This is a genomic window from Rhizobium sp. CCGE 510, assembly GCF_000292525.1.
Taxonomy (GTDB): Bacteria; Pseudomonadota; Alphaproteobacteria; order Rhizobiales; family Rhizobiaceae; genus Rhizobium.
Genome location: NZ_AEYF01000040.1, coordinates 203,899 through 224,133 on the forward strand (window position 1 = coordinate 203,899; position 20,235 = coordinate 224,133).

Here is a 20,235-nt window from a genome sequence, read left to right on the forward strand (position 1 = left end):
CGTTGGGGATGACGAACGGTATGGCTAACAAGAGCGTCGTGCTCCAGGACGTGCGCAAAAGCTATGGCAATCTGCAGGTGGTCCACGGGATCGATCTGACGATCGAAGAGGGTGAATTCGTCGTTTTCGTCGGCCCGTCCGGCTGCGGAAAATCGACGCTGCTTCGGATGATCGCCGGCCTGGAGGATGTCACCGACGGCGAGGTCGAGATCAAGGGACGCAACGTCACCGATCTCGATCCGTCCGAGCGCGGCATCGCCATGGTCTTCCAGTCCTATGCGCTCTATCCGCATATGAGCGTGCGCGACAACCTGGCCTTCGGGCTGAAGATGGCGCGCACCCATGCGGCCGAGATCGAGACGCGCGTCAAGGCAGCCTCGGCGATCCTGAAGATCGACCATCTTCTCGACCGCCGGCCGGGGCAGCTTTCCGGCGGCCAGCGTCAGCGTGTGGCGATCGGCCGGGCGATCGTGCGCAAGCCCGATGTCTTCCTGTTCGATGAACCGCTGTCCAATCTCGATGCGGAATTGCGGGTGTCGATGCGCATCGAAATCGCCCGCCTTCACCGCGAACTCGGCAATACGATGATCTATGTCACGCACGACCAGACCGAGGCGATGACGCTGGCCGACAAGATCGTCGTGCTGCGCGACGGCCGCGTCGAGCAGGCCGGAACCCCACGGGAAATCTACGAGAACCCCGCCAATACTTTCGTGGCGGGCTTCATCGGCTCGCCGCGGATGAACCTGTTGAACGCCCGCTGGGGCGAGAGCGGCCTGGTCGAGGTCGCCGGCTCGCAGATCGAAAGCAGCCTGCCGCCGGCAGGACGACCGGTTGGCGCGGCTGTGACGCTCGGCCTGCGGCCGGAGCATCTGAAAGTGGCATCCGGCCTTTCGGGCAGCCTGACGGCAAAAGTCGATTTTTCGGAGTATCTCGGCGGAACGCAATATCTTTATTGCCAGCTTGCCGATGGCCAGTCGCTGACCGTCGAGCATCGTTCACCGATCAGCATCGCCGCGGGCGAGCAGATCAGTCTGCTGTTCGAACCGTCGGATTGCCGATTGTTCGATGAGGGCGGCAACAGGCTGCGGTGACTTTCAGCCGGTGACAGCGAGTGTCATCAGCTCGGACGCCCTTTGCCGGGCCTGCCGGTCGGCAGCAAAGACATCGTCCATATCGGCTGCAGGCGGCAGGCCGGCCAGGTCGTCCATCACCCTTTCGGTGATCTCGGCCATGGCGAGGAAAGACAGCCGCCCTTCGATGAAGGCCTCCAGCGCCACTTCCTTGGCGCCGTTCAGCACGGCGCCCTGCACGCCGCCGCGCGTCATCGCCAGGCGGGCGAGCCGCAAGGCTGGAAACCGCACCTCATCCGGTGCCTCGAAATCCAGCCTGGCGAGCTTGGCAAAATCCAGCCGCTCGATCGGCAGGTTCGGCCGGCGCGGAAAGGACAGGGCATAACCGATGGCGGTGCGCATATCGGGGGCGCCGAGTTGGGCCAGCACCGACCCATCGGTATAACCGACCATCGAATGGATGATCGATTGCGGATGAAAGATGACTTCGATCTGCTCGGGCTTGAGGCCGAAAAGATGCCGGGCTTCGATCATCTCCAGCGCCTTGTTGAACATCGAGGCGCTGTCGATCGAGATCTTCAATCCCATCGACCAGTTCGGATGGGCGCGCGCGGTTTCCACCGTCACGCCGGCCATCTCGTGGCGCGAGGCGGTGCGGAAGGGGCCGCCGGAGGCGGTCAGGATGACACGCTCGACGGCGTGGCGCTGGTTTTCTTCCAGCACCTGGAAAATCGCATTGTGTTCGCTGTCGACGGGAAGCAGCCTGCCGCCGCCTTCGCGGATCGTTGCCAGGAAGAGATCGCCGGCCGAGACCAGGCATTCCTTGTTGGCAAGGGCGATATCGGCGCCGCGGCGTGCGGCGGCAAGGGTCGGGGCCAGCCCCGCCGTGCCGACGATCGCCGCCATCACCCAGTCGGCCTCGCGGTCGGCTGCTTCCATCAGGCCGGATTTTCCGGCTGCGACGGCAATGCCGCTGCCCGAAAGTGCGCTCTTCAGCGATTCGTAATGCCGGTCGTTTGCCGTCACCGCCATCAGCGCGCCGGAGGCTTTCGCCTGCCGGGCCAGCAATTCGACATTGCTGTTGCCGGTTAGTACGGAGATTTCGAAGTTCTCCCGCCCGCCCAGGTGATCGACGACATTGAGGGTATTTTGGCCGATCGAGCCGGTCGAACCGAAGATGCTAAGGCGCCGCGGCGCGGTTTTGCCGGTCATCATATGCAATTTCGCGATAATTTCCTGTCGTAGGCTCAGGCTCTACTAGGCTTTGCTGGGGGCGGCAAGTGTGCGGTGCAGCAGATTTCGGCCTTCAAGGGGTTTACAGAGCCGCGGCTGGATGTGATCCTTGCGACGTTGCCGGCGGAATCGAAAATCCGTCGCGCCGTTCACGGCCGCATGGTCAATTCGGGGCGCTGAGCCGTCCCAAGAAGCACAGGCACTGAGGTGCCGCTGGCCTTCCGGCCAAACATTAAAATCGAGGATAAAACCGGGATAGGCGGCTTGGCCGCAATCCTTCATCGCGTTCGCTGCGAGCGCATTCATACGCGTTGCTGCGTCGGTATCGGCGCTGCGGCGCCATGTCAGGTGAAACGTTCGGACTTCATGACATTCAAAATAGCGTGCATTGTGTTTGCCATCGTAACCTCGCTCACCAGCGCGGCGAGAGCGGATGGTCTGCTGATCTGGTCGCCAGCCAAACTCTCCGACCAATCCTACAAAGCGACGATGGGTTTTCGCCTGCCGGCCGAATGGGAAACCAGCGCCGGTGCCGATATTGGCCTGGCCTCGACCAAAGGCGGGGCGCCGCTGCCCGATTCCGGACAGGCGATGCTCTGGGGCAGGATCGACAGGACCAGCGTCACGCCCGCAGGCCAATCACAGCGGGGCGCAAGCATCCGCGTCGATACGCTGCGCGGCAGCGGCGCGCTGACGCTCAGCCGCGCACGCAGCTGGATCCTGTCGGATTCGCTCGACATGCAATCGAGCCGATCCATCAGTGTCCAATATGACGCGGTCGATATCAAACAGGCCTCGGTGACGGCGTCGCAGGCGCTGAAGCTGATCCATCCCTGGACGGGAACCTCGCTTTCGGCGGGCGCCGGTGTCAGCAATGCCAGCGGCGACTTTTCGAGCACGGTTGCCGTCAACCAGGCGATCCTGCCGAACCTCAATCTCGATGCCTCGGTCAACAATCCGTTTTCGGCGAGTGAGGCCGGCAGCGTCAATCTGCGCTATCGCCTCACCTGGTAAGCATGTCGCGCAAAAGTGTGCCGCGGTTTTCCCGGGCAAAGCGCCAAGCGCTTTTGCCGCCAACGACATGCGAGAAAATAAAGAGCTAAAGCGCAAGGCGCGAATCGGAAAGATCGCGACGCGCTTTAGCGGCGCTGCAACCAAATCCGGCCGACGGGCGTTTCTTCCGCAGGTTTGACGCCCGGGTTTTACGGCCCTTGCTTTAAGGAGGAACGGATCATGGTTTTCAAGGAGCAGACATTTCACGGGCTCGAGCCCGAGATGGAAGCCGAAATTTCCAATCGCGCATCGGTCGAGACTGATGTCGCCAATGCGCTGGCAATTGCCGGCGGCATCGATGCATCAGATGTCGAGGTGACGATGGAGAGCGACCAGATCGTGCTCAGCGGCACCGTCGGTACGGTCGGCGAGATCGAACGGGCGACCGCGGTCGCCAAGGCCGTCGAAGGCGTGCACTCGGTACAGAACCGGATCCTGCTCGGCGGGCCTCCGATCAATGATCGGCATTGATGCAGGCGCTTTCGCATCGTCCGCTCTCAACGAGCGCTCAGTCGATCAACCGGCAAAGCGCTCGACGAGGAAGGGCGAACCGGCCATACGATCCGTCTTCTGCAGGGCAACCGACCCCTGGGGGTGATAGACAACGGCAAGCAGCACGGCGCTGACCGCGACATAGGCGATTGCCAAAAGAGTCATCTTGATACGCATGACACTCACTCCTTTTGGCGGATAACGCGGCTTTTATGGCGAAGTTCCGCATCGAGAGGTGCCGAATTCCCTTGTGGTATGGGTGTTCGGGGCGGTTATATCCGTCGTGAAGCATTCTGCGCACTCACCTGTCCCAAAACTGTCGATTTAATTGGGATTTTTGCGACAGGAATGGAGCCGCAATATGGAAGCGATTATTGAGATTGGGACTATAAAAGATATTGAGCCATGGGCGCAGCTTCGCATTGCGCTATGGCCGCATCACTCGCTTGAAGATCATCGAGCTGAATTGGGCCGAGAGTTTCTTTCAGAAGGTGGAGAAGCCGTCGCGTTCATCGCTCGAAATGCTGCGAATGAGGCTGTCGGATTTGCTGAGGCCACTTTGCGACATGATTATGTGAATGGATGCAGCAGCTCGCCCGTTTTCTTCCTCGAAGGGATTTATATGCGGCCCGTTGACCGGCGAAAGGGTATCGCACGATTGCTTTGCAATGCCGTTGCCGATTGGGGGAAGTCGCTTGGGTGTGTTGAGTTTGGCTCTGACGCGCGGCTTGAGAATTCAGCCAGTCATGCGCTCCATACCGCTTTAGGATTTGAAGAGACACAGCGCGTCGTGTTCTTCCGAAAGCCACTGTAGCCGGCCTTGCCGTTGCACGAGGATGGCTTGTCGCGAAACTCAACTGCAAAGTTGGAGTTTCGCGACAGATATTCACAGAAAGTGTTCTGCGTTTCAGTTGGGGGTTGGTTTAACCGCCGGGCTTCGTGCTTGGATCGCCTATCGGCAGACCCGGGTTTCCTTGATGACCGTATGACCATGACGGCGAATTTTTTCCGTCTTGGTGAAGCAATCGCGCGAAACATGGCGCGGCCTCATGTGCTCGCGGTAATAGGGACGTTCTGCATGACGATAGTGGGGGCGTTCCCCATGACGATAGTAGGGGCGTGCGTCATCCGTGGTGATGGTGACGCTGGCCGCCTGGGACGGCATTGCCGAAAAGATCGATGCAACGGCGAGCGAGCAGGCAAGGATAATCTGTTTCATGACAAGTCTCTCTTTCTCAGTTGGTCATCGGATCAACTCGCCGGAAGCCCTGTCGGTTCAATCACATAGCGTTACCGATTGTGTCGTAGCGAAACCTTTGCTGCCGCGGATCGTTACCGCTGAGGAGAGCCGGAGGCACCGAGCATGGGACCCACTGCAAGGATCGTCGCCATCGTCGCCGGACTTGCCGGCGGCACGGTGTTTTCGCAGGCGCCGGAATTTGCCCAGCAATACCGCCAGCGGATCGGCGGGGCGATCGACGAACTGCGCGTCATCGTCGAGGACTTCAACAGACAGGCCGCCGACCACCACCTCGATCGCCAGCAGGCGCTGACCGCCTATGCCCAATCCTCCGACGATTTCCTGCGCGACCGCGGCGTCTCCATGCAAAGCACGATCACGCGCTACGAAACGCTGCTCTCGCAGCAACTGAAACTCGGCACCGCTGCCCCGGTCGCCAAGCCCTTCGTGCTGCTGGGGGAGCCGGATGATGTTGTTTTCGCCAATACCTGGCGGGATTTTGTGCCGGGCGTGCCCGTTAGTTTTGCGGGTCTGGTCTGGGGCGCGATTGGGTTTATAGGTGGTTGGATGGTGGCGGGGCTTTTGGGATTGGGGGCGCGGCGGGCGGTGAGGACACGGCGAGCCAATGGCTCCGCACTGCGATGATGAGGCTAGCCAAGCTTTGGAAGACGATTTAACCGCCGACGGCCGCCAGTTTTGGAGAGGATCTTCGAAGGGCGCTATAAGCCCGCCGCCTTGCGCAATGCATCGTTCATCCTTGACTGCCAGCCTTTGCCAGTGGCCTTGTAAAACTGGATGATATCGGCATCGAGACGGATGTTCAGGGGTTGCTTCGGGTTGTCCAGCCTGGGTCGACCGCGGGCTGCAATGGCCTTCTCCATCTTTTCAGCAACGTCAGGAAATGCCTCCTTGAAGGGCTTGGCTCTTGCCATCTCTTCCTTGGACAGAGGGGGATTGTCGGAGACGGCATCCCAATCCTCCTTGGAGTAACCGCGCCCAGGCTGGAACTGCGTCGTTTTCCGGGCTTTGATAGTCATCGGATCATGCTCCTTTCGTCCTTGCGGGCGGGGCGCATCGAAATGATCGAAAGCGCCTCAGAGCCCAGATTTACGAAGATTGCGACGATCGTTCCGTCTGCGAGGCGGCCTGTGGCCACCGGTCTTTCGCGGGAACGACAATGGAAGACAGGAAATCAAGGCCGCCTGGAAAGACTGACATCGTCAGCATGGCTTAGCCGCAGATTATTGCGGTCGCGCAGCCATTCCATCGGCGTCCTTATTCGACGCTGGTCGAGCTTAAGATACGGCATGCAAAGTTCCGAGAAGGTTAGCGGCCATGTCTCAAAGATCTTTTCCAAATCGATTATACGTTCGATATTTTCCTCGCGAGCAACGCCATCGGAAGGGAGCTTCTCCAATTTGCCCTTCAAGGCTGACAAGTCCAAGATCGTTGCCTTCAATGAGTTAATCGCGTTGGAAATTTCCTCACCAAATAGGAACCTGGATTCTGCATATGCATGTGCCAAGCGTTGCCCGGCATGAAAGCCCGTAAGGTTCCCGTCGTTGGTCCAGAAGTAGACGATGATATTATGGACCTCGTCGTATACCTTCCGGCGCCGTTCAAAAAGATCGAGGACTACCTTCTGATGCGCCGTGCGCCATTGTAGGAAGGCAATCATCAAGGCAATTATTGCGATAGTGGGAGTGAGGAGAGCCGCAAGGGTCTGCATTACTTTCGTTCCCTAATCTGGCGCCGTAAGAAGGTGGGCGATCCGATGTCAACTTATGTTGCATGCGTGGATTCGCCGCTGCCCTATTGAAATCGCCGGAAATCAACGGAAGTAGTTGCGACACGAATCGACATGAAACGACGGCTTGCGGGCCATAAGTAATTGAAATCAATGGTGATCCCGACGCGATTCGAACGCGTGACCCCCAGATTAGGAATCTGGTGCTCTATCCTGCTGAGCTACGGGACCACTGGATGCCATGCATACAAAAGGCTTGGCGCGAAGCCAAGCCTTAATTGTCGTCAGACGCCGAGGCGTTGTTCGGCGAGGCGGACCCAGTAGGAGATGCCGTGGGCGATGGCTTCGTCGTTGAAGTCGTAGGCCGGGTTGTGCAGGCCGGCGCTGTCGCCGTTGCCGATGAAGATGAAGGCGCCGGGGCGGGCGTTCAGCATGTAGGAGAAATCCTCGCCGCCCATCATCGGGTCGATCTCGGCGTTGACGTTGCCCGCGCCGGCAATGGCGCTGGCGGTGGCGACCGCATGCTCGGTCTCGTCGGGATGGTTGACGGTGACGGGGTAGTTGCGGTGGAAGCTGATCTCGGCCTCGGCGCCGTGGGCTGCGGCCACGCCCTCGACGATCTGCCGGAACCGCATCTCGGCCAGCGTGCGCACCTCGGCGTCCAGGGTGCGCACCGTGCCGGCGAAGGTCGCGTCGTTCGGAATGACGTTATGGGCGAAACCGGCATTGAACTTGGTCACCGAGACGACGACCGAGCTGATCGGATCGGCGGCGCGCGAGGCGATCATCTGCAGGTTGGCGACGATCTGGGCGCTAATGGCGATCGGGTCGATCGTCCGGTGCGGCTGGGCGGCGTGGCCGCCGCGGCCTTTGATGGTGACGGTGAATTCGTCGGTCGCCGCCATGATCGCGCCCTTGCGGGTGGCGAACTGGCCCACAGGCAGGCCCGGCAGATTGTGCATGCCGTAGACCTCTTCGATGCCGAAGCGCTCCATCATGCCGTCCTTGACCATCAGGTTGCCGCCGCCGCCGCCTTCTTCGGCGGGCTGGAAGATCACGGCGATATTGCCGTTGAAGTTGCGGGTCTCGGCGAGGTATTTCGCGGCGCCGAGCAGCATGGCGGTGTGGCCGTCATGGCCGCAGGCATGCATCTTGCCCGGTGTCTTCGAAGCCCAGGGTTTGCCGGATATCTCTGTCAGCGGCAGGGCGTCCATATCGGCGCGCAGGCCGACAGTGCGGCGGCCTTCGCCCTTGCCTTTGATCAGGCCGACGACGCCGGTGCGGCCGATGCCGGTGACGATCTCGTCGACGCCGAATTCCTTGAGTTTTTCGGCGACGAAGGCGGCGGTGTTCTCAACCGCGAAAAGCAGTTCGGGCCGGGCGTGGATGTGGCGGCGCCATTCGGCGACTTCGTCCTGCAATTCCGCGGCTCTGTTCAAAATCGGCATATTCGCGTTCCTGTTATGAAATCCCGACAATCTTTCATCGCATCACAAGGGTGTGAGCCCCGGCGTATGAGGCGGCGGTGGGAGCTGTGGAAATTACTTAGTCAATGACCTTTGCCATGTCATAGCCATATAGGATAAATAGGTGAAGGTTTCGAGATTTTCCGAATATCCAAAGGACGAACCGTGTCGACGAGCCACTTCCGTTTGTTTGCCGCTTTGCGGCCGTTGAGTTTCGTGGTCGCCGCGACTGCCGGTTTTATCGCCTCCATTCCGCTCGCTCAGGCCAATCCGCATATTCTCGTCGATGTGCAGACCGGCCGCGTGCTCGAGCATGAAGAAGCCTTCCGCAAATGGTATCCGGCCTCGCTGACCAAGCTGATGACCGTCTATACCGTGTTCGACGCGATCCGCGCCGGCCAGATCAGCCTCGATACGCCTGTCGTCATGAGCAAGCGCGCCGCCGCGCAGCCGGCCGCCAAGATGTATTTCAAGCCGGGCCAGAAGCTGACGCTCGACAGCGCGCTGAAGATCCTGATGGTGAAATCGGCCAACGACATTGCTGTCGCGGTCGCCGAAGCGGTCGGCGGCACCCAGGAAGCCTTCGTGACGCGGATGAACGGTGAGGCGCTGAAGCTCGGCATGACGGATTCGCATTTCGTCAATCCGAATGGCCTGCCCGGCAAAGGACAATATACGACGGCGCGCGATCTTGCGGTGCTGACCGTGGCGCTGCGCCGCGATTTTCCGCAATATGCCAGCTATTTCGCGCTTGAGGGTTTCACCAACGGCCAGCAGAACGTGCCGAGCCTCAACATGCTGATCGGCCGCTTCGCCGGCGCCGATGGCATGAAGACCGGGTTCATCTGCGCCTCGGGCTTCAACCAGATCGGTTCGGCGACGCGCAACGGCCATACGCTCGTCTCGGTGGTGCTCGGCACCGACAGTCTTGCTGCGCGCGCCGATGCGACGGCGAACCTTTTGCAGAAGGGTTTCACCTCGCCGTTTCCCGGCAATGACACGCTGGGTTCGCTGAAGCCTTACGGGCAGGGACAGGACCAGGTTACCGACATCACCGCCGATATCTGCAGCGCCAAAGGCGCCAAGATACGCAGCGAAACGCGCGACGAGGTCGGCCGCATGAAGGTGCAGTCGCCCTATATCCTGGAAATGGATCACGATCCGCGCTTCGTCTTTGCCGGCCTCATTCCCGGTCAGGACCCGCAGCCGGCGGCACAGCCGGAAAAGGTGGCGACCGGCGATACGGCGGGAGGCATCGCCAACGTGCCGGTGCCGATGCCGCGCCCGACATCCTTCTAAGACAGGTTTTCAAGGTAAAACGACATGAGCGCGCTCAACGATAGGATTCCGGTCACCATCCTGACCGGCTTTCTCGGCGCCGGCAAATCGACGCTGCTCAACCGCATCCTCAAAGATCCGGTGATGAAGGATGCCGCCGTCATCATCAATGAATTCGGCGATGTCGGCATCGATCATCTGCTGGTCGAAAGTTCCGGCGATTCGATCATCGAACTCTCAGACGGCTGCCTCTGCTGTACGGTGCGCGGCGAGCTTGTCGATACGCTGGCAAACCTGATGGACGCCGTGCAGACGGGCCGGGTCAAGCCGGTCAAGCGTGTCGTCATCGAGACGACGGGCCTTGCCGATCCTGCCCCGGTCATGCAGGCGATCATGGGCAATCCCGTCATTGCCACGAATTTCGAACTCGACGGCGTCGTCACCGTCGTCGATGCGGTGAACGGGCTGCAGACGCTCGACAATCACGAAGAAGCGCGCAAGCAGGCGGCGGTGGCCGACCGGCTGATCGTCTCGAAAAAGGCGATGGCCGGCGGGACAGCTGGAGCGGATGCTCTGGAAAAGCGCCTGCGGGCGCTCAATCCGCGCGCTGCGATGATGGATGCCGACGGCACCGAGGCAGGCAGTGCCGCAGTGCTCGTCAACGGGATCTACGATCCGGCGACGAAGATCGCCGATGTCGGCCGCTGGCTGCAGGACGAGGATGCGCACGGGGCGCACCACAATCACGACGACGATCATCATGATGGCGATCACCATGGCCACCACCATCATGATCATCACCACCATGATCATGATGACGATAATGCGCATCAGGATCCGCATGACGTCAACCGTCACGATGCCTCGATCCGCTCCTTCTCGATCATCGAGGAGAAGCCGATCGATCCGATGGCGCTCGACATGTTCATCGATCTGCTGCGCTCGGCCCATGGCGAGAAGCTGCTCAGGATGAAGGCGATCGTTTCGGTCTCCGACCGGCCGGACCGGCCGCTGGTGCTGCATGGCGTGCAAAGCATCTTCCATCCACCGGTGCGGCTTGCCGCCTGGCCGGATCCGAAAGATCGGCGCACACGCATGGTGCTGATCACCAGGGACCTGCCGGAGGCCTTCGTGAAGGATCTGTTCGACGCCTTCCTCGGCAAGCCGCGCATCGACATGCCGGATCGCGCGGCGCTGTCCGACAATCCGCTTGCCATTCCGGGCATGCGAATCTAGCCAGAAGCTTACTTATAATCAGGAGCAATAGATTCAGACATCAAAGTCCTCCCGAAAGCAAAATCACGCTAAGCAAGGTTTCTCGATATTTCTCACCCCGGCTGGCTCTAAGGTCTTTGTAAGCGCTAAAGCGTGCAAACCGGTCAGCTCTTGCTCTCGTCTCATCGGTGATAGAAGATATCGCACCGTTGACGGATGCCCTGAGAGAGTTCGGCGACCAAGGAGCGTATAACACAGTAGAACAAAAGGTTTTTTGTCCTATTTTTTCTGAAACTTCCTGATGATTGTACGTGAATTCAAGGCCATCGAATATGACGCTAAACGAAGGAATGTCTTCAATTGGCGGAGCGCGGAACTTGACGGCAAAATTGTTGTCGGAGGCAAAATCATATCGGTCTCGCCAACCTTCTTTGAAGAAGCCATCTATACCTTCCACTTGCCGCTCCGCGGATTCAACGTCCCACGCAACTTGCGTCGTCAAACTGAGAAAAGACGCAATTTGCCGATTCGGATTGTTCCATCTCTCAACGATCTCAATGGGAGCGGCCGCTTGCAGCGGAAAATTTCGGCATGCCATGCGGTGATAATCGGGCAGCATCTTCCGCAAAATGCGCGACAACATCTGGCAATCGGCCAGGGTGATTGCGGCGTCTGCGCTGTGATGGAAACAGCTTACATTGATCGCTTCGACAGTATAGCGAAAGCGCATGTCCCCCGGGGCGCCGGAAATGCTGCGCCACAGCGCAGACGATCGTGCGTCCTTCAATTTCGAAACTCCATAATCTCAGCTCGATCAGTGACAACCCGTTGAACAGGCCATACTCTTGGTCTTGGACCTTCAGATTGAAGGTTCCGTAGCCCTGCACACCGTCATTGGTTCCCTTGAATAGAAAAGCGCGACCATTCAACTTAAAAATATTCTGGTAGAAATCTTGGTTTGGCGGGACGAGTTCGGAGTAATCCTTGCGAAATGAGGCGGCGGCGTTCATCGTTTTTTGTCCTTCAAGATCGATGCCGATCAGCAAAGAGGATCTGTGGGTCTGCGTCCTTGGTGAGCAACGCCAAAGCAAGCCGTGCCAGTTAGCCCTTTTTAATCAGGAAGCGGTGGCCGGTTTCGGTCTTTTCGGTCTCGACCAGTTCGTGGCCGTCCTCATTGCAGAAATGCGGCATGTCGATCACCGCCAGCGGATCGCTGGTGTCGACGCGAATGAGCGTGCCGCTTGCCATGGCGGCAAGCTTCTTGCGTGTCTTGATCACGGGGAAGGGGCATTTCAGGCCGCGAAGATCGTAGAGAACGGGGTTCAAGCCGTTCAGTTCCGCGCCCAGAATTTCCAGAACGGCTTCTTTGCCGCGACTTCCGCGGTTTCCTGCGGTTCGGGTGCCGTATAGGCCAGCGGGTTCGGCATCGGCACCGGCACCACTGCGGGGGTCGCGACGGCCGCGGGGGTCGCGGCAGCGACTGCCATTGGCTGCGGCTGGGCAGCGGCGAGAGGCGTGGCACCCGGCGCTGATTTGGCGGCGATGCCTTGGGCGGTGCGCTTGGCCATCATGTCTTCGAGTTCGGCAACCTTGACCATGCGGCCGGCTTCCAGCGAGGTGCCGGTCGGCGCATAAGCGAGTTCGCGGCCCTTGCGGGTCTTGGCGACCACGGCCTTGCGCTCGGCTTCGGAGGGGTCGTACCAGGCCATGCCGTCGAATTTGCCCATCGCCTTGGCATAGTCGGCATCATAGGTCTTGCCGTAGGCGGAAAGCGCTGCCGTCAGCGCCGGCGGCGTCGACATGGCAGGGCATTTGCCAGCGGCATTGAAGGCGCCGCCATCTGTTGCCTGCTGGTTGAAGACGTATTTCTTCTCGCAGACGTTCACCTCGGGCGGGCGCTTCGTCACTTCGAAATTGTCATAGCCGACCTTCAGCATCTTCCAGAAGTCGTAACTCGAGTCGAGGCGATGCTTGACCATGTTTTCCGCCGTCATGCGGAAGGGGAAGGCCTGCAGCTGCACGGTCGACTGGCCGCCCTTGAAGGCGTCGCGGGCAAAAGCGTAGATTTCAAGCACCTGCTGGTCGGTCATCGAATAGCAGCCGGAGGACGAGCAGGCGCCATGGATCATCAGATCGGAGCCGCTGCGGCCGTTGGCCGCGTCGTAGCGGTTCGGGAAGCCGGTGTTGATCGCCAGATAATATTTGGAATTGGGGTTCAGGTTGGCGCGTGTCAGGTCGTAGAAACCTTCCGGCGCCTGCCGGTCGCCGGTCTTCACCTTCGGGCCGAGACGGCCGGACCAGGCGCAGATCTTGTAGTCGGCGATCTTGTCGAAACGGTTGTCGGTCTTCGCCTTCCAGATCTCCATGGCACCTTCTTCCTTGAAGATGCGGATCATGATCGGCGAATTGCGGTCCATGCCCTTGGCGGACATGGCGGTGAGGATATGGGCGGGAAGCGGCTGTTCGACCTTGTTCTTGACCTTGGAGAGATCGACCTGCGCGGTATCCAACGCGTCATTGCAGCCGGTCAGAGCCAGCGCCATGAGGGAAACATAGGCAAAATGACGTATGCGCATCCAAACTAGCCCATAAAGATAAAGCGACCCGGTCCGCCTATGGAGTTCGGGCATCAGACGGAATCATAGGCGGCTTATACTTTATAAATCCTTACCAGCCTATGACTTGCCCTGAACATCCCCGCAAGCGCGAATGCTACAGATAATATCAATGTGGCCAAGATTTGGCCCCAATCGGTGAAAGCCGAACTTGTCTCGGAGATGATGCCGAAAAGTCTCAGCGATTTTCGGCTAGGCCGACTGGGCCTAAAATCATTCTGTCCTACAGATTGCGGCCGATATTGAGGAATTTCTGGCGTCGCTCGTTGCGCAGTTGCTCGCCGGAACGCGACGCCATTTCGCCGAGCGCATTGGCGATCATGTCGCCGGTCGCGGCGATGACGCTGTCGGGATCGCGATGGGCGCCGCCAAGCGGCTCGGAAATGATGCCGTCGATGACGCCGAGCGATTTCAGGTCCTCGGCAGTGATTTTCATATTGGTCGCCGCTTCCCGGGCGCGGGTCGAATCGCGCCAGAGGATGGAGGCGGCCCCTTCCGGCGAGATGACGCTGTAGATCGAATGCTCGAGCATATAGACCTTGTTGCCGGTGGCGATGGCGATGGCGCCGCCCGAGCCGCCTTCGCCGATGACGATCGACACGAGGGGAACCTTGACGCCGAGACATTTTTCCGTCGAGCGGGCGATCGCCTCGGCCTGGCCGCGCTCTTCGGCGCCGACGCCGGGATAGGCGCCTGCCGTATCCACCAGCGAAATCACCGGAAGGCCGAAACGATCGGCCATCTCGAGGATGCGGATTGCCTTGCGGTAGCCTTCCGGCCGCGGGCTGCCGAAATTGTGCTTCAGGCGGCTCTTGGTGTCGTTGCCCTTTTCCTGGCCGATGACGGCGACCGGCTGGCCCCGAAAGCGGGCAAGGCCCGCCTGGATCGCGGCGTCCTCGGAAAATTTGCGGTCGCCGGCGAGCGGGGTGAACTCCTGGAACAGGGTCTTGGAGTAGTCGACGAAATGCGGGCGCTGCGGATGGCGGGCGACCTGGGTCTTCTGCCAGGGATTGAGCTTGGAATAGATTTCGAGGATCGCCTCACGGACGCGAATCTCCAGCCTGCCGATCTCATCGGTGGTGTCGATGCTCTCGTCTTCCGTGGCGAGCTTCTTCAGCTCGATGATCTTGCCTTCGAGGTCGGAGATCGGCTTTTCGAAGTCGAGATAATTGTGCATGAGGTGCGTTTCCGTTCCTTGTGCCCGGGGCGTTTTTCCTGGCTCCGCCCCTTGTCGCCGGTCCTATTCGTGCTTTTTCGCCTGTTTGGCAAGGGGGTGATGCGTCTGGACAAGCTGCTGCAGCCTCTCTTCCAGGACATGCGTGTAGATCTGTGTGGTCGAAATGTCCGAATGGCCGAGGAGTTCCTGCACGACGCGCAGATCGGCGCCATTGGCCAGCAGGTGGCTGGCAAAGGCGTGGCGCATGACATGCGGCGAGATCATCGACGGCGTCAGCCCGGCGCGGATCGCCAGGTTCTTCAGGTCGCGGGCGAAAACCTGGCGCGGCAGATAGCCCTCCTTCGAGGCGGCGGGAAAAAGCCATGGGCTTTCCTGCGGCTGCTTGCCCGCGGCATTTTCCGCCGCCAGCAGGCGTCCGTAGGATTTCAGCGCCGATATCGCCGAATGCGACAGTGGCACCAGCCGCTCCTTGTTGCCCTTGCCGCGGATTATCAGGAAACGGCCTTCCTGGTCGAGCACGCGGGCGGGAAGCGAAACCAGTTCGCTGACACGCATGCCGGTGGCATAGAGCAGCTCCAGAAGCGCCAGCATGCGCAGGCGCTGCAGCTGGCCCGGCGCCGTATCCGCCGCTTCGGCCTCTGCCTGCGCGAGCAGCTTGCCGACCTCGTCGACGCCCATCGTCTTCGGCAACGGGCGGCCTTTTTTCGGCGCGTCGAGAATGCCGGTGGGATCGTCGGTCCTCAGGCCCTCGGCGTAAAGGAACTTGTAGAATTGCCGCATGGCCGCAAGCCGGCGCGCCTGGGAAGAGGCTTTGAAACCCTTTCGGGCGAGCGAGGAGAGATAGGCGGCGAGATCGGCGGAGGCAGCCTCGGTGAGACGTATGCCGCGCTCGTGCAAGAAGGAGCTGACATCTTCGAGATCGCGCTCATAGGATTCCAGCGTGTTGGCGGCGGCGCCACGCTCGGCGCTCATCATCTCCAGGAAGGATTCCACATGGACGCGGCCGAGATCCACCATTCCGGTCACTTCCTGGCCGGAGCGATCGCCCCCGTCGCGGGCGGATTGACCCGCTCGGAGGGAATGCGGATCGTTACGTCGCGCGGCTCGGGCTCGACGAAGGTCACAAGCGCCCACATCGCTCCGTAGACCGTCCCGGCGAGGATCGCGCAGACGAACAGAAAACGGAACAGGGTCGGCATCCGGCAACTCCTTCATGCTCTGCTTCTGTTATAAGAAGCGTATCTGCAAGTGCAAGAAGCGGTATTCAAGCCATGATTCCCTTGTCCGCGACTTGACGCTCCAGCTGCATTTGTCGATACGGTTTGCAAACAAAGTGTGAATGGACCGATGAGTGAACCACTGCTGACCGTTGCTGACAGCTTGAAAGACAGGGCTCGCGCCGCGCTCGGTTCACGTAATCTCATCCTTGTCGGGCTGATGGGCGCCGGAAAATCCTCGGTCGGCCGGATCGTTGCCACCCAGCTCGGTATTCCCTTCATCGATAGCGATCACGAAATCGAGCGGGTGTCACGCATGACGATCCCCGAACTGTTCGCGGCCTATGGCGAAGTGGAGTTCCGGGCGCTGGAAACGCGGGTGGTAAAGCGGCTCTTAAAGAGCGGGCCGCGGGTCGTCTCCACCGGCGGCGGCGCCTTCATCAACGATCGGACGCGCAGGCATATCAAGAAGGGCGGCCTTTCCGTCTGGCTGAAGGCCGATCTCGACGTGCTCTGGGACAGGGTCGCCAAGCGCGATACGCGGCCGCTGCTGAAGACCGAAAATCCGAAGCAGACGCTCGAAGGCCTGATGAATGCGCGTTATCCGATCTATGCGCAGGCCGACCTCACCGTGCTCTCGCGCGACGTGCGCAAGGAAATCATGGCCGACGAGGTGCTGAATGCGGTGATCGAAGCTCAGAAGGAAAGTGCAGCGTCATGAATGCGATACCCTCCGCCTCCGCCATCCAGACGGTGCATGTGCCGCTCGGCGAGCGCGCCTATGACATCCTGATCGGGCCGGGGTTGATCGCGCGGGCCGGCGCCGAGATCGCTTTCCGGCTTAAGGGCCGCAAGGCGGCTGTTATCACCGACGAAAATGTCGCTCCGCTCTATCTGAAGGCGTTCGTCGCAAGTCTTGATCAAGCCGGCATCGCCTCGGCTGAGGTCGTCCTGCCGGCCGGCGAGAAGACCAAGAGCTTCGAACATCTGATGACCGTCTGCGACAGGGTGCTCGAAGCCCGTGTCGAGCGCAACGATTGCGTCATCGCGCTCGGCGGCGGCGTCATCGGCGACCTTTCGGGATTTGCCGCCGGCATCGTCCGCCGCGGCGTGCGGTTCGTGCAGGTGCCGACCTCGCTGCTGTCGCAGGTCGATTCCTCGGTCGGCGGCAAGACCGGCATCAATTCCCGCCACGGCAAGAATCTGATCGGGGTCTTCCATCAGCCGGATCTGGTTCTGGCCGATACCGATGTGCTGAATACCTTGAGCGAACGCGAATTCCGCGCCGGTTACGCCGAGGTCGCCAAATACGGGCTGATCGACAAGCCGGATTTCTTCGCCTGGCTGGAAGCCAACTGGACGTCGGTTTTTACAGGCGGCTCCGCCCGCATCGAGGCGATTGCCGCCAGCTGCCAGGCGAAGGCCGATGTCGTCGTTGCCGACGAGCGCGAGAACGGTCCGCGGGCGTTGCTCAATCTCGGCCATACTTTCGGCCATGCGCTGGAGGCGGCGACCGCCTATGACAGCTCTCGCCTCGTGCACGGCGAGGGCGTTTCGATCGGCATGGTGCTGGCGCACGAATTCTCCGCACGGATGAACCTTGCAAGCCCCGACGATGCGCAGCGCGTCGAGCGGCATCTCAAGGAGGTCGGCCTGCCGACCCGCATGTCCGACATTCCGGGCGAGCTACCGCCGGCCGAAATGCTGATGGATGCGATCGCACAGGACAAGAAGGTCAAGAGCGGCAAACTCACCTTCATCCTGACGCGCGGCATCGGCCAGTCCTTCGTCGCCGACGACGTTCCAGCTTCCGAAGTGATCAGCTTTCTCCGGGAAAAACATCCGTGATAACCGTCGAAGGCGCTCTGGCATTTCTTGCAACATATTGGCCGGAGATCCTTTCGATTGCGGGGCTCGTACTGATGTCGGCCTTCTTTTCCGGCTCCGAGACGGCGCTGACCGCCGTTTCGCGCAGCCGCATCCACACGCTTGAAGCCAACGGCGACGAACGCGCCGGCATCGTCCGGCAGCTGATCGAGCGGCGCGACCGGCTGATCGGCGCGCTGCTGATCGGCAACAATCTCGCCAATATCCTGTCCTCCTCGATCGCCACCAGCCTGTTCCTCGGGCTGTTCGGCAGTTCCGGCGTGGCGCTGGCGACGCTTGCGATGACGGTCATCCTGGTCATTTTCGCCGAAGTGCTGCCGAAGAGCTGGGCGATTTCGACACCCGACCGTTTCGCACTCGCCATTGCGGTTCCGGCCAGGCTCTTCGTCCTCGTCGTCGGCCCGCTTTCCTCCTTCGTCAACGCGATCGTCCGCCGGATCCTTGCGCTGTTCGGCATCAACCTGTCGCGGGAGACGTCGATGCTGACGGCGCACGAGGAACTGCGCGGCGCCGTCGACCTGTTGCACCGCGAGGGATCGGTGGTGAAGGCCGATCGCGACCGCCTCGGCGGCGTGCTCGATCTCAGCGAGCTTGAACTCTCCGACATCATGGTCCACCGCACGGCGATGCGGGCGATCAACGCCGACGATCCGCCCGAAGCGGTGGTGCGCGCCATTCTCGAAAGTCCCTATACGCGTATGCCTCTGTGGCGCGGCACGATCGACAACATCATCGGCGTCGTCCACGCCAAGGATCTGCTGCGGGCGCTTGCCGAGCCGAACATGGAGCCGCAGAACCTCGATATCGTCAAGATCGCGCAGAAGCCGTGGTTCGTGCCCGACAGCACCAATCTCGAAGACCAGCTCAACGCCTTCCTGCGCCGCAAGCAGCATTTCGCCGTCGTCGTCGACGAATATGGCGAGGTGCAGGGCATCGTCACGTTGGAGGATATTCTCGAGGAAATCGTCGGCGATATTTCCGACGAGCACGATATCGAGATCCAGGGCGTGCGCCAGGAGGCCGACGGTTCGGTCGTCGTGGACGGCGGCGTGCCGATCCGCGACCTCAACCGCGCGCTCGACTGGAACCTGCCCGACGAGGAGGCGACGACGATTGCCGGCCTCGTCATCCATGAATCGATGACCATCCCGGAAGAGCGCCAGGCCTTCACCTTTTATGGCAAGCGTTTCGTCGTCATGAAGCGGGAAAAGAACCGCATCACCAAGCTGCGCATCCGCCCGGCCGGGGAGGATGGCGCAAAACCAGCCTGATCCGGCTTGGATTGCGGGCGATCAATCTTATATAGGCTGTGCTACCAGCGGGTCGGCTCACCAGGTGCTGCCGGTTCGACGGCCAGCGCATGCAGGCCGGCATCGAGTTCCGGTTTCAACAAGTCGGTGATCGCTCGGTGGCGCGCCAGCCGCGACATGCCGGCGAACTTGACTGATACGATCCTCACCCGCATATGGGTTTCGCCGGTACCGGTGATGTCAGGCTGATGGCCGGCATGCAGGTGGCTTTCATCGATGACGCTCAGGCGGTCGGGCGCGAAGGCTTCGACAAGTTTTTCTTCGATGCGGGTTCGCAGGGTCATCATCCGGTCTTGCTGTTTCGCGAAAAAGGTTCCCACCAAGCCAGCAAGAAACCCATTTGTCAATTCTTGTTGTCGCGTCGCGACAGCCCCATAATTAGCGCCGTCATGAGACTTGATTCCAAATATTTCGATCGCATCCGAACACGCCGCAAACGCGAGCCTGAGGCAGAGGAGGCCCCGCCTACCTGCCAGTGGGACGGCTGCGACAAAAAAGGCTCGCATCGCGCTCCTGTCGGACGCAATGCGGAAGGCCAGTTCTTTTTGTTCTGCTTCGAGCACGTCAAGGACTACAACAAGGGCTATAATTATTTCTCCGGCCTTTCGGATAGCGAGATCGCGCGCTACCAGAAAGAGGCGATCACCGGCCACCGGCCGACCTGGACCGTCGGCGTCAACAAGGCGGCGAAGGACAGCCCGCTGCATTCGGAGGTGCGCTCCGGCGCCTACACGCGCGTTCGTGATCCCTTTGGCTTCGTCAAGGAAAGCGGCAAGGGCAGCGGGCCGCGGTTTCCCCAGGCGCGCAAGCTGAAATCGCTGGAAAGCAAGGCCTTCGATACGATGGGCCTCGATGCCAATGCGACGTCGGCGGAGATAAAGAGCCGCTACAAGGAACTGGTCAAGAAGCATCATCCGGATGCCAATGGCGGCGACCGCGGCTCGGAAGAGCGTTTCCGCGCCGTCGTCCAGGCCTATCAATTGTTGAAGCAGAACGGTTTTTGTTAATTCCCGTCCTTGCTCTTGGGCTTCAATCGGGTATGGTCCAACTCGGCTGAGGCCGCAGGCAAACGCGGCTCATATTTGTGCGTTTTCCCGACATCGCCTCCGCCGACCTTCCGGACGCGGCGTTTCTTGTCCGGGACTCTTTCAAGAATGCTCGCACGCGGACATTATCCCGCCGAGGTTTCGTTTCAGTCCCGGAGAAGCATCGCCGACGTTCCGACCTGGACG

Annotated in this window: 26 protein-coding genes and 1 tRNA gene; 11 read left to right on the forward strand and 16 right to left on the reverse strand. The window is 60.5% G+C overall.

The annotated features are described in order from the left end of the window. Positions 1-20 precede the first annotated feature (20 nt). On the forward strand, positions 21-1,094 hold the full coding sequence (gene ugpC, locus RCCGE510_RS19095; protein ID WP_192815323.1) for a sn-glycerol-3-phosphate ABC transporter ATP-binding protein UgpC: 1,074 nt from the start codon (positions 21-23) through the stop codon (positions 1,092-1,094). A gap of 3 nt (positions 1,095-1,097) precedes the next feature. On the opposite strand, the gene dxr is transcribed toward ugpC, so the two are convergent. Both dxr and RCCGE510_RS35210 read right to left on the reverse strand, forming a co-directional pair. Further along, positions 1,098-2,288 (reverse strand): 1-deoxy-D-xylulose-5-phosphate reductoisomerase, encoded by a 1,191-nt coding sequence (gene dxr, locus RCCGE510_RS19100; RefSeq protein ID WP_007632622.1) that lies wholly within the window; start codon positions 2,286-2,288, stop codon positions 1,098-1,100. A gap of 42 nt (positions 2,289-2,330) precedes the next feature. Then, a complete protein-coding gene (locus RCCGE510_RS35210) occupies positions 2,331-2,612 on the reverse strand; it encodes a hypothetical protein (protein ID WP_007632623.1) in 282 nt (93 codons plus the stop codon). Positions 2,613-2,672: 60 nt separating this feature from the next. Here RCCGE510_RS35210 and RCCGE510_RS19105 point away from each other — a divergent pair, with 60 nt between their 5' ends. After that, positions 2,673-3,320, forward strand: coding sequence for a hypothetical protein (locus RCCGE510_RS19105; protein ID WP_007632624.1), 648 nt, complete (start codon positions 2,673-2,675; stop codon positions 3,318-3,320). 219 nt (positions 3,321-3,539) lie between these two features. Next, a complete protein-coding gene (locus tag RCCGE510_RS19110) occupies positions 3,540-3,830 on the forward strand; it encodes a BON domain-containing protein (protein ID WP_007632625.1) in 291 nt (96 codons plus the stop codon). Between the two features lie 45 nt (positions 3,831-3,875). On the opposite strand, the gene RCCGE510_RS35215 is transcribed toward RCCGE510_RS19110, so the two are convergent. Then, positions 3,876-4,028 (reverse strand): hypothetical protein, encoded by a 153-nt coding sequence (locus RCCGE510_RS35215; RefSeq protein ID WP_007632626.1) that lies wholly within the window; start codon positions 4,026-4,028, stop codon positions 3,876-3,878. Positions 4,029-4,212: 184 nt separating this feature from the next. Here RCCGE510_RS35215 and aac(6') point away from each other — a divergent pair, with 184 nt between their 5' ends. Further along, on the forward strand, positions 4,213-4,665 hold the full coding sequence (aac(6'), locus tag RCCGE510_RS33555) for an aminoglycoside 6'-N-acetyltransferase (RefSeq protein ID WP_081525766.1): 453 nt from the start codon (positions 4,213-4,215) through the stop codon (positions 4,663-4,665). Between the two features lie 138 nt (positions 4,666-4,803). Here the strand turns inward: aac(6') and RCCGE510_RS19120 are convergent, their stop codons facing one another. Then, on the reverse strand, positions 4,804-5,070 hold the full coding sequence (locus RCCGE510_RS19120) for a hypothetical protein (protein WP_007632629.1): 267 nt from the start codon (positions 5,068-5,070) through the stop codon (positions 4,804-4,806). Positions 5,071-5,214: 144 nt separating this feature from the next. On the opposite strand from RCCGE510_RS19120, the gene RCCGE510_RS19125 reads away from it, so the two are divergent. Beyond that, positions 5,215-5,736 carry a DUF2937 family protein gene (locus RCCGE510_RS19125; RefSeq protein ID WP_007632630.1) on the forward strand — a complete coding sequence of 174 codons (522 nt, stop codon included), beginning with the start codon at positions 5,215-5,217 and terminating at the stop codon, positions 5,734-5,736. Between the two features lie 74 nt (positions 5,737-5,810). On the opposite strand, the gene RCCGE510_RS19130 is transcribed toward RCCGE510_RS19125, so the two are convergent. The 4 genes from RCCGE510_RS19130 to RCCGE510_RS19150 all read right to left on the reverse strand — a co-directional run bounded on the left by RCCGE510_RS19130 (position 5,811) and on the right by RCCGE510_RS19150 (position 8,286). Then, positions 5,811-6,128: a BrnA antitoxin family protein gene (locus RCCGE510_RS19130; protein WP_007632631.1), complete on the reverse strand. Its 318-nt coding sequence runs from the start codon at positions 6,126-6,128 to the stop codon at positions 5,811-5,813. A 155-nt stretch (positions 6,129-6,283) separates the two neighbouring features. Then, positions 6,284-6,820 carry a hypothetical protein gene (locus RCCGE510_RS19140; protein ID WP_007632640.1) on the reverse strand — a complete coding sequence of 179 codons (537 nt, stop codon included), beginning with the start codon at positions 6,818-6,820 and terminating at the stop codon, positions 6,284-6,286. 172 nt (positions 6,821-6,992) lie between these two features. Next, positions 6,993-7,069: transfer RNA gene (locus RCCGE510_RS19145), tRNA-Arg, on the reverse strand. A 53-nt stretch (positions 7,070-7,122) separates the two neighbouring features. Then, a complete protein-coding gene (locus RCCGE510_RS19150; RefSeq protein ID WP_007632642.1) occupies positions 7,123-8,286 on the reverse strand; it encodes a M20 aminoacylase family protein in 1,164 nt (387 codons plus the stop codon). Positions 8,287-8,469: 183 nt separating this feature from the next. On the opposite strand from RCCGE510_RS19150, the gene RCCGE510_RS19155 reads away from it, so the two are divergent. Beyond that, a complete protein-coding gene (locus tag RCCGE510_RS19155; protein WP_007632644.1) occupies positions 8,470-9,603 on the forward strand; it encodes a D-alanyl-D-alanine carboxypeptidase family protein in 1,134 nt (377 codons plus the stop codon). Between the two features lie 24 nt (positions 9,604-9,627). Next, complete coding sequence (locus RCCGE510_RS19160; protein ID WP_007632646.1) at positions 9,628-10,818, forward strand: GTP-binding protein; 1,191 nt, start codon at positions 9,628-9,630, stop codon at positions 10,816-10,818. Positions 10,819-10,858: 40 nt separating this feature from the next. On the opposite strand, the gene RCCGE510_RS35630 is transcribed toward RCCGE510_RS19160, so the two are convergent. The 7 genes from RCCGE510_RS35630 to RCCGE510_RS35220 all read right to left on the reverse strand — a co-directional run bounded on the left by RCCGE510_RS35630 (position 10,859) and on the right by RCCGE510_RS35220 (position 15,788). After that, positions 10,859-11,254 (reverse strand): hypothetical protein, encoded by a 396-nt coding sequence (locus tag RCCGE510_RS35630; RefSeq protein ID WP_240539667.1) that lies wholly within the window; start codon positions 11,252-11,254, stop codon positions 10,859-10,861. Positions 11,255-11,351: 97 nt separating this feature from the next. Further along, the gene (locus tag RCCGE510_RS35635) at positions 11,352-11,843 is read right to left on the reverse strand and encodes a hypothetical protein (RefSeq protein WP_240539668.1); all 492 of its coding nucleotides are present in this window, start codon (positions 11,841-11,843) and stop codon (positions 11,352-11,354) included. A 55-nt stretch (positions 11,844-11,898) separates the two neighbouring features. After that, entirely contained in the window at positions 11,899-12,123 is a 225-nt protein-coding gene (locus RCCGE510_RS19170; protein WP_007632649.1) for a sulfurtransferase TusA family protein, read from the reverse strand. 5 nt (positions 12,124-12,128) lie between these two features. Next, on the reverse strand, positions 12,129-13,373 hold the full coding sequence (locus tag RCCGE510_RS19175; RefSeq protein ID WP_007632650.1) for a murein L,D-transpeptidase family protein: 1,245 nt from the start codon (positions 13,371-13,373) through the stop codon (positions 12,129-12,131). A 262-nt stretch (positions 13,374-13,635) separates the two neighbouring features. Next, a complete protein-coding gene (locus RCCGE510_RS19180; RefSeq protein ID WP_007632651.1) occupies positions 13,636-14,589 on the reverse strand; it encodes an acetyl-CoA carboxylase carboxyltransferase subunit alpha in 954 nt (317 codons plus the stop codon). Positions 14,590-14,652: 63 nt separating this feature from the next. Continuing rightward, entirely contained in the window at positions 14,653-15,606 is a 954-nt protein-coding gene (gene xerD, locus RCCGE510_RS19185; RefSeq protein WP_007632652.1) for a site-specific tyrosine recombinase XerD, read from the reverse strand. Between the two features lie 5 nt (positions 15,607-15,611). Continuing rightward, positions 15,612-15,788: a hypothetical protein gene (locus RCCGE510_RS35220; RefSeq protein ID WP_007632653.1), complete on the reverse strand. Its 177-nt coding sequence runs from the start codon at positions 15,786-15,788 to the stop codon at positions 15,612-15,614. Positions 15,789-15,936: 148 nt separating this feature from the next. On the opposite strand from RCCGE510_RS35220, the gene RCCGE510_RS19195 reads away from it, so the two are divergent. From RCCGE510_RS19195 to RCCGE510_RS19205, 3 genes are read left to right on the forward strand one after another with little or no spacing between them, the layout of a single operon-like run. After that, positions 15,937-16,527 carry a shikimate kinase gene (locus RCCGE510_RS19195; RefSeq protein WP_007632654.1) on the forward strand — a complete coding sequence of 197 codons (591 nt, stop codon included), beginning with the start codon at positions 15,937-15,939 and terminating at the stop codon, positions 16,525-16,527. After that, a complete protein-coding gene (gene aroB / locus RCCGE510_RS19200; protein ID WP_007632655.1) occupies positions 16,524-17,654 on the forward strand; it encodes a 3-dehydroquinate synthase in 1,131 nt (376 codons plus the stop codon). The genes RCCGE510_RS19195 and aroB overlap by 4 nt, the downstream gene beginning before the upstream one ends. Further along, the gene (locus RCCGE510_RS19205; protein WP_007632657.1) at positions 17,651-18,964 is read left to right on the forward strand and encodes an HlyC/CorC family transporter; all 1,314 of its coding nucleotides are present in this window, start codon (positions 17,651-17,653) and stop codon (positions 18,962-18,964) included. The genes aroB and RCCGE510_RS19205 overlap by 4 nt, the downstream gene beginning before the upstream one ends. A 41-nt stretch (positions 18,965-19,005) precedes the next feature. Here RCCGE510_RS19205 and RCCGE510_RS19210 read toward each other — a convergent pair whose 3' ends face one another. Continuing rightward, on the reverse strand, positions 19,006-19,290 hold the full coding sequence (locus RCCGE510_RS19210) for a BolA family transcriptional regulator (protein WP_192815324.1): 285 nt from the start codon (positions 19,288-19,290) through the stop codon (positions 19,006-19,008). Between the two features lie 102 nt (positions 19,291-19,392). Here RCCGE510_RS19210 and RCCGE510_RS19215 point away from each other — a divergent pair, with 102 nt between their 5' ends. After that, the gene (locus RCCGE510_RS19215; protein WP_007632661.1) at positions 19,393-20,010 is read left to right on the forward strand and encodes a J domain-containing protein; all 618 of its coding nucleotides are present in this window, start codon (positions 19,393-19,395) and stop codon (positions 20,008-20,010) included. The last annotated feature ends 225 nt before the right edge of the window (positions 20,011-20,235 follow it).

Excerpts from the sequence above, each read along its gene's own strand:
- ugpC (WP_192815323.1), top strand. The coding sequence starts at position 21 with ATGGCTAACAAGAGCGTCGTGCTCCAGGACGTGCGCAAAAGCTATGGC.
- dxr (WP_007632622.1), bottom strand. The coding sequence starts at position 2,288 with ATGATGACCGGCAAAACCGCGCCGCGGCGCCTTAGCATCTTCGGTTCG.
- RCCGE510_RS35210 (WP_007632623.1), bottom strand. The coding sequence starts at position 2,612 with ATGAATGCGCTCGCAGCGAACGCGATGAAGGATTGCGGCCAAGCCGCC.
- RCCGE510_RS19105 (WP_007632624.1), top strand. The coding sequence starts at position 2,673 with ATGACATTCAAAATAGCGTGCATTGTGTTTGCCATCGTAACCTCGCTC.
- RCCGE510_RS19110 (WP_007632625.1), top strand. The coding sequence starts at position 3,540 with ATGGTTTTCAAGGAGCAGACATTTCACGGGCTCGAGCCCGAGATGGAA.
- RCCGE510_RS35215 (WP_007632626.1), bottom strand. The coding sequence starts at position 4,028 with ATGCGTATCAAGATGACTCTTTTGGCAATCGCCTATGTCGCGGTCAGC.
- RCCGE510_RS19120 (WP_007632629.1), bottom strand. The coding sequence starts at position 5,070 with ATGAAACAGATTATCCTTGCCTGCTCGCTCGCCGTTGCATCGATCTTT.
- RCCGE510_RS19125 (WP_007632630.1), top strand. The coding sequence starts at position 5,215 with ATGGGACCCACTGCAAGGATCGTCGCCATCGTCGCCGGACTTGCCGGC.
- RCCGE510_RS19130 (WP_007632631.1), bottom strand. The coding sequence starts at position 6,128 with ATGACTATCAAAGCCCGGAAAACGACGCAGTTCCAGCCTGGGCGCGGT.
- RCCGE510_RS19140 (WP_007632640.1), bottom strand. The coding sequence starts at position 6,820 with ATGCAGACCCTTGCGGCTCTCCTCACTCCCACTATCGCAATAATTGCC.
- RCCGE510_RS19150 (WP_007632642.1), bottom strand. The coding sequence starts at position 8,286 with ATGCCGATTTTGAACAGAGCCGCGGAATTGCAGGACGAAGTCGCCGAA.
- RCCGE510_RS19160 (WP_007632646.1), top strand. The coding sequence starts at position 9,628 with ATGAGCGCGCTCAACGATAGGATTCCGGTCACCATCCTGACCGGCTTT.
- RCCGE510_RS19175 (WP_007632650.1), bottom strand. The coding sequence starts at position 13,373 with ATGCGCATACGTCATTTTGCCTATGTTTCCCTCATGGCGCTGGCTCTG.
- RCCGE510_RS19180 (WP_007632651.1), bottom strand. The coding sequence starts at position 14,589 with ATGCACAATTATCTCGACTTCGAAAAGCCGATCTCCGACCTCGAAGGC.
- xerD (WP_007632652.1), bottom strand. The coding sequence starts at position 15,606 with ATGGTGGATCTCGGCCGCGTCCATGTGGAATCCTTCCTGGAGATGATG.
- RCCGE510_RS35220 (WP_007632653.1), bottom strand. The coding sequence starts at position 15,788 with ATGCCGACCCTGTTCCGTTTTCTGTTCGTCTGCGCGATCCTCGCCGGG.
- RCCGE510_RS19195 (WP_007632654.1), top strand. The coding sequence starts at position 15,937 with ATGAGTGAACCACTGCTGACCGTTGCTGACAGCTTGAAAGACAGGGCT.
- aroB (WP_007632655.1), top strand. The coding sequence starts at position 16,524 with ATGAATGCGATACCCTCCGCCTCCGCCATCCAGACGGTGCATGTGCCG.
- RCCGE510_RS19210 (WP_192815324.1), bottom strand. The coding sequence starts at position 19,290 with ATGATGACCCTGCGAACCCGCATCGAAGAAAAACTTGTCGAAGCCTTC.
- RCCGE510_RS19215 (WP_007632661.1), top strand. The coding sequence starts at position 19,393 with ATGAGACTTGATTCCAAATATTTCGATCGCATCCGAACACGCCGCAAA.